This window comes from Mycobacterium colombiense (assembly GCF_003284975.1).
In the GTDB taxonomy this organism is placed as follows: domain Bacteria; phylum Actinomycetota; class Actinomycetes; order Mycobacteriales; family Mycobacteriaceae; genus Mycobacterium; species Mycobacterium europaeum_A.
Map to the genome: position 1 here is coordinate 1 of NZ_QMEU01000168.1, position 6,518 is coordinate 6,518.

5 protein-coding genes and 1 pseudogene are annotated in these 6,518 nt (G+C 68.4%); 1 reads left to right on the plus strand and 5 read right to left on the minus strand.

Features of this window, described 5'->3' with window-relative positions:
- The 3 genes from dnaG to DQP58_RS25510 all read right to left on the minus strand — a co-directional run.
- The coding region (dnaG, locus tag DQP58_RS25500) for a DNA primase (RefSeq protein WP_112710859.1) at window positions 1-1,366 on the minus strand (1,366 nt) is incomplete at its 3' end.
- 29 nt (window positions 1,367-1,395) lie between these two features.
- A complete protein-coding gene (gene sodC / locus DQP58_RS25505; RefSeq protein WP_112710860.1) occupies window positions 1,396-2,013 on the minus strand; it encodes a superoxide dismutase[Cu-Zn] in 618 nt (205 codons plus the stop codon).
- Between the two features lie 67 nt (window positions 2,014-2,080).
- Complete coding sequence (locus DQP58_RS25510) at window positions 2,081-3,346, minus strand: deoxyguanosinetriphosphate triphosphohydrolase (RefSeq protein ID WP_112710861.1); 1,266 nt, start codon at window positions 3,344-3,346, stop codon at window positions 2,081-2,083.
- 198 nt (window positions 3,347-3,544) lie between these two features.
- Here DQP58_RS25510 and DQP58_RS25515 point away from each other — a divergent pair, with 198 nt between their 5' ends.
- Complete coding sequence (locus DQP58_RS25515) at window positions 3,545-5,536, plus strand: TPM domain-containing protein (RefSeq protein ID WP_112710862.1); 1,992 nt, start codon at window positions 3,545-3,547, stop codon at window positions 5,534-5,536.
- Window positions 5,537-5,581: 45 nt separating this feature from the next.
- On the opposite strand, the gene DQP58_RS25520 is transcribed toward DQP58_RS25515, so the two are convergent.
- On the minus strand, window positions 5,582-5,803 hold the full coding sequence (locus DQP58_RS25520) for a hypothetical protein (RefSeq protein ID WP_112710863.1): 222 nt from the start codon (window positions 5,801-5,803) through the stop codon (window positions 5,582-5,584).
- A 586-nt stretch (window positions 5,804-6,389) separates the two neighbouring features.
- A pseudogene (locus tag DQP58_RS27525) lies at window positions 6,390-6,518 on the minus strand (PPE family protein); the annotation flags it as partial.

The following is a 6,518-nucleotide window of genomic DNA, read 5'->3' on the forward strand; positions in this document are numbered from 1 at the left end:
TGCGCACCCGGTCGATGACCTGCGCGACGTCGTCCCAGCCGACCCATCCGGCGAGCTGGCGGGCGTACTCGTCGCGCAGCGTGGGGTCCTTGATCTGGCTCACCATCGGCACGCAGCGGCGCAGCGCGGCGACCCGGCCCTCCGCGCTGTCCAGGTCCATCTCGGCGAGCGCCGAACGGATCGCGAACTCGAAGAGCGGGGTGCGCCGGGCCACCAGATCGCGCAGCGCGCCGTCACCGGACTTCAGCCGCAGGTCGCAGGGATCCATGCCGTCGGGGGCGACGGCCACGAACGACTGGCCCGCCAGGTTCTGTTCCCCGCCAAAAGCCTTGAGCGCGGCGGCCCGTCCGGCCGCGTCGCCGTCGAACACGTAGATCAGTTCGCCGCGAAAGAAACTGTCGTCCATCATCAACCGGCGCAGCATCGACAGATGCTCGTCGCCGAAGGCGGTGCCGCACGACGCCACCGCGGTGGTGACGCCGGCCAGGTGCATCGCCATCACGTCGGTGTAGCCCTCGACGACGACGGCCTGGTGTCCCTTGGCGATGTCGCGTTTGGCCAAGTCGATGCCGAACATCACGTTCGACTTCTTGTACAGCAGCGTCTCGGGCGTGTTGATGTACTTGGCTTCCATCGGATCGTCGTCGAACAGCCGCCGGGCGCCGAAGCCGATCACCTCGCCGGCCGAACTGCGGATGGGCCACAGCAACCGGCGATGGAAGCGGTCCATCGGTCCGCGACGTCCCTGCCGTGACAGGCCGGCCGCCTCCAGCTCCTTGAACTCAAATCCCTTGCGTATCAGATGCTTTGTCAGCGAGTCCCAACCCGAGGGCGCGAAGCCGCAACCGAAGTGACGGGCCGCGTCGGCGTCGAAGTTCCGCTCGGTCAGATACTGCCGGGCCGGTGCGGCTTCGGCGGATTCCAGCGCCGCCGCATAGAACTCCGCCGCCGCCGCGTTGGCCGCGACCAGCCGGCTGCGACTGCCGCGGTCGCGCTGCACGCTGGTCGCCGGCCCCGAGTAATTGATGGTGTGACCGATCCGGTCGGCGAGCAGTTCGACGGCCTCGACGAAGCTGACGTGTTCGATCTTCTGGATGAACGCGTACACGTCGCCGCCCTCACCACAGCCGAAGCAGTGAAAGTGGCCGTGGTTGGGGCGGACGTGAAACGACGGCGACTTCTCGTCGTGGAACGGACACAGGCCCTTGAGCGAATCGGCGCCGGCGCGGCGCAATTGGACGTAGTCGCCGATCACCTCGTCGATGCGCACCCGCTCGCGGATGGCGGCGATGTCGCGATCGGGAATCCGGCCCCGACCCCGGGCGCGGCCATCGCCCTCCGCGCGTGAACCTGCCGGGCTTGACATCGGCTCAGTCTAGGTCGCGACGGCGCACGCTAGCCGGTACCGATGACGCCGCACGCGACCCGATCCATCGCGTTCTCGGTGTCCTGGGCGCCGTGCAGCATCAGCGCCGTCTTGTTGCCCGCCAACAGGTCGTCCCGGTTGAACGAATCGGTGGTGGTGACCAAGTACGCCGAGCCGTCCTGCCGGACCTCGAGGGACGCCAAGTCGCCACTCTCGGGCTTGCCGGTGTGTCCGGGGGCCTGGTAGTGACCGCCGGCCGACAGAAAGTTGCCGGGCGCACCGCCGGTGGGCGCCACCGAGTTCGGCTCGCACTTGCCGATCTCGTGCACGTGCAGGCCGTGGATGCCGGGCGTGAGGATGCCAGGCGCCACCGTTTTCACCGTCACGGTCACGTAGCCGCCGGTGAAGTCGAAGGTCGCGGTGGCCGCCGAGCGGCCATCGGGCGTCTTCAGTTCCGCGTTGAGCGAGCCGGCGGCGGGCGCCGGGGTCGACGTCGACTCCCCGGACGACGGAGCGGCACTCTTCACCCGTGGTGTGGTGCCCGGCTGGGTGCTCGCATGCTGCGGTGAACTGCAGGCAGTCATGGCGACGACGGGAAGCCCCATCAACAAGGAGGCCACAAAGGGCGAGCCGCTGAATTTCTTCATGTCGGGCAGCCTAACTCGCGGCGGCCGCGCCGATTCCCAGACCGGACGACTTCCTGCCAACCGGTGACTACGGACCGGCCTGGCGGGTGTCGATTCGTTCGAGCCGACCCTCGGTGTACGAGGCGATCTGGTCGACGATGACGCGCCACCGGGCGCCGTCGTCGGCCGCGGTATTGAAGGCCGCAGCAAAGAACGGGTCCAGCGTGCGGGGCGCTCCCGCATACAGCCAGTGCGCCACCCGATGGATGCGTTCACGCTGCCCGGCTTGCGTTTCCTGATGACGCGGATCGGACATGATGAACTGCAACGCCAGGATTTTCAGCAAGGCCACCTCAGCGCGCACCAGGTCGGGAACCTGCAACTGGGCCCGGTAACGCACCAGCGGGCCGGGACCGGCCGCCGCGCGAGTGGTGGCAATGGCGGCCGAGGCGAACCGGCCGACCAGTTCACTGGTCAACCGCTTGAGCGAAACCGAAGCCGCGAGCGTGGCGTCGTACTTACCGACGGCGGCGACCACCGGCAGGGCGGAGAGCCGTCGCGCCGCCGCCATGAAGTCGTCGGCACGCACCCGGGAAAATTCCGTCTCGCCCAGTTTGGCCAATGCGGCGGCCTCGTCTTCGTCGGCGAGCACCCGCAGGTCGATGCGCTGGGACACCACGCCGTCCTCGACGTCGTGCACCGAATAGGCCACATCGTCGGCCCAGTCCATGACCTGCGCTTCCAGACACATCCGGCCCTCCGGTGCGCCCGCCCGAACCCAGGCGGCCGGCTCGCGGTCGTCGTCGTAAAACCCGAACTTGCGTTGCCCTTCGCCGCGAGGCCACGGGTACTTCGTCACCGCGTCCAGCGACGCCCGGGTCAGGTTCAACCCCGCGCTATTGCCTTGCCCGTCAAGGACTTTAGGCTCCAGACTGGTCAAAATCCGGAAGTTCTGGGCGTTGCCCTCGAAGCCGCCGTAGTCCATCGCAACCTCGTCAAGCGCGCGTTCGCCGTTGTGTCCGTAGGGCGGGTGGCCGATGTCGTGGGCCAGTCCCGCCAGCTCGACGAGGTCGGGGTCGCAGCCCAGCCCGATCGCCATCCCCCGCCCGATCTGGGCGACCTCGAGCGAATGCGTCAGCCGGGTGCGCGGGGTGTCCCCTTCTCGGGGCCCGACCACCTGCGTCTTGTCGGCCAATCGGCGCAGCGCGGCGCTGTGCAGGACCCGCGCCCGATCCCGGGCGAAGTCGGTGCGGTGCTGACCCTCGGCGCCCGGCAGGCCCGCAGTCTTGGGCGCTTCGGCCACCCGTCGCTGACGGTCGAAGTCGTCGTAGGGGTCGTGCTGATTCCCGGTCACCGACGCACAGTCTGCCAGGGAATGCCTGCCGAAGTATGGCTCGGCTCAAGCCTGCTGGCGTGTGTCGCCGCGGGGCTATGCCTGACCGCCGCACTCCTCAGAAGGCCTACTGGCCTGCATCGTCGCGGGGCTATGCCTGACCGCCGCACTCCTCAGCAGGCCTACGGGCCTGCATCGTCGCGGGGCTAGATTGGCCCTATGCGTTGCACCGCTCGCCTGATCGTCGTGATCGCGACGATCCTCACGGTCGGCCTCGGCGGCGGCCTGCTGCTGGCGCCGGCCGCCCGCGCGCAACCACCATTCCGGTTGGCCGACTACATCACCGACAACGCGGGTGCCCTGTCGGATTCCGGGCGCGCTGCGGTCGCCTCTGCTCTCGGCAAGCTGTACACGGACCGCCACATCCGGCTGTGGGTGGTCTACGTCGACAACTTCTCCGGGCAGAGCGCGACCGGGTGGGCACAGCGCACCGTGACCAACAGCGACCTGGGCGCCTACGACGCGCTGCTGGCCGTCGGCACCAACAGCCGTGAATACGCCTTCCTGGTGCCCGCCACGGTCAAAAGCATCACCGCAAATCAGGTCGACAAGTTGCGGCGCAACAAGATCGAGCCCGCCCTGCACGATGGCGATTGGAGCGGCGCCGCCGTCGCGGCGGCCAACGGACTCGACACCTCGCCGGATTCGGCGGGCCGGGTGGCGCTGCTGGCCGTGCTGGCGGGCATCCTGGTCGCGCTGGCAATTCTGTTGCTGGTCATGCGTTATCGCGGCCGACGCCGACGCGCCGCGGCGTTGGCGGCGGCACGCCGGGTCGACCCCACCGACGCCGACGCGCTGGCCGCGGTGCCCCCGCAGGCACTCGACGACCTTTCCCGCGAACTGGTGGTGGACGTCGACAACGCGTTACGCACCAGCGCCAACGAATTGGACCTGGCGGTCACGGAGTTCGGCAGCGACCGGACCCAGCCGTTCACCCAGGCCGTGACTAACGCCAAAGCCGCTCTGTCCCAAGCCTTTACGATCCGTCAACAACTCGATGACGACATGCCCGAGACGCCGGCTCAGCGCCGGGAACTACTCACCCAGGTGATCGTCGCGGCGGCGCGCGCCGACCGCGAGCTGGAGTCACAGACCGAGGCGTTTGAGAGGCTGCGGGATCTGGTGATCAACGCCCCCTCCCGGTTGGACGCACTGACGCAGCAATACGTGGAACTCACCACCCGCATCGCGCCGGCCGAACAACGACTTGCCGCGCTGCACAACGACTTCAGTGCGGCAGCACTGACTTCGGTGTCGGGCAACGTGACCGCGTCCAAGGAGCGGCTGGCGTTCGCCGACCGCAACATCACCAGCGCCCGTGAGCTTGTCACCCATGCCGTCAGCGGGCGGCAAGCCGGTCTGGTCGACGCCGTCCGCGCCGCCGAGTCGGCGTTGGGCCAGGCGCGCGCGCTGCTCGACGCGGTGGACAACGCGGCCGGCGACATTCAGCACGCCATCGACGGGCTGCCGTCGGCCCTGACCGACATCCAGCACGACATCGAGCGCGCGGACGAACTGCTGCGCAAGGCGCCGAAGGTCAAGACCGCGCACACAGGTGATCTGGTTGCGGCGCGCGATGCCGCCCTCCGGGCCGTCGACAGCGCACGAGCCGGCGCTGCCGAGGATCCGCTGGGCGCATTCGCTCAGCTGACCAAAGCCGACGCCGGCCTCAATGGACTACTGGCCACCCTGGCCCAGGAGCAGGCCGCCGCCGAGCGGCTGAGCCGGTCGTTGGAGCAGGCGTTGTTCACCGCGCAGTCGCGGGTGCGTGCGGTGTCGGACTACGTCGACACCCGCCGGGGTAGCATCGGTCCCGAGGCGCGCACCCGGCTTGCAGAGGCCAGACGGCATCTGCAGGCCGCGCAGGACCAACGATCGACGCTGCCGACCGAGGCGATCGCGCACGCCAACGCGGCGTCGACGCTGGCCGCGACCGCGCAGTCGCTGGCTAACGACGACGTGCAACTGGCGCAGCGGGCCTACGTCGGCCGCGGCGGCAGTGACATGGGCGCGATGCTCGGCGGGATCATCATCGGCAACGTGCTCAGCGGCGGCATGCGGGGCGGATTCGGCGACTGGAGCCCGACCTCGTTCGGCGGCAGCCCCGGTGCGTCCGGCGGCGGTTTCATGGGTGGCGGCGGCCGATTCTGAGCAGCGCCCGGCGCCGCTACCGCAGCGGTTTGGGTTTCGCCGGGCTCAGCCGGCTGCCGGGGAATGCGGGATCACACCCGATCCCCGCGGCACGGTGTCGCCTTCCCACCCGCTCCACACGCCGTCCGCAACGGCGGTTGGGCGGGGGACGTCGGCCGGCTGTTCAAGGGTCTCGGCGCCGGCGTCCGCCTTCGGCGCCCAATGGTCGTAGTCATCCGGCGGGACGACCACGCCCCACTTGAGCGGAACCGACAGCCCACCGAGCATGCCGGACTCTCCTCGAACTGCCGACACCGTGTCATCCGGCAACGGCGAACCGAGAGGCAAAAGCACCCCTGCCCCCTTCCACAGCCGATAGAGCGTTCGGGCGCTGTGGCGAACCTATTTACACCAACCGGTTCACATCGTAAGACAAAGTGAAGAAAATATGCGGGAATTGCCAATTTTCTTCTGTCGAGCACATGCGAACCGACGGCGACACGGCACCGGATCCGTGGTCACGGCCACCGGACATCGTCACCCGCCTGGGCTAACAACGAAATGCGCGCGGGTCGACTCGGCGGCTTCATCCGGCGGATCGACGCTCGCACATTCGTTGCGCTGCAACGCTTTTAGGCCTACCGGCAGGACGTGCGCCCAACGGGCTGCCAATTTTCGATCGGGCCGCAGTCATTCGGTTTCTCGCCCGGTTCCTGCGACGAGCCGCGCACCGGTTGCGGGTTTTCACTACACCAATCAGATGAATTCGGCGTTGCGCATACGACGTTCGTGGAGCGTATGCCGGCATAACCGAAAGTATCGAATTCCGGCCGCTTTGCACACTATTCACGTCTGCAACAGCAGCACCGCCGCACTATCCCGGACGATTGCGCGGCACCACCTTGGGACGAGACCTGACCACCTGCGCCCTGGTCCCGCGGTCCTCGCCCTCGGGGGTCTTGTCACCGACCGGCATCGCCGTCATCGGCACACCACTTCCGGC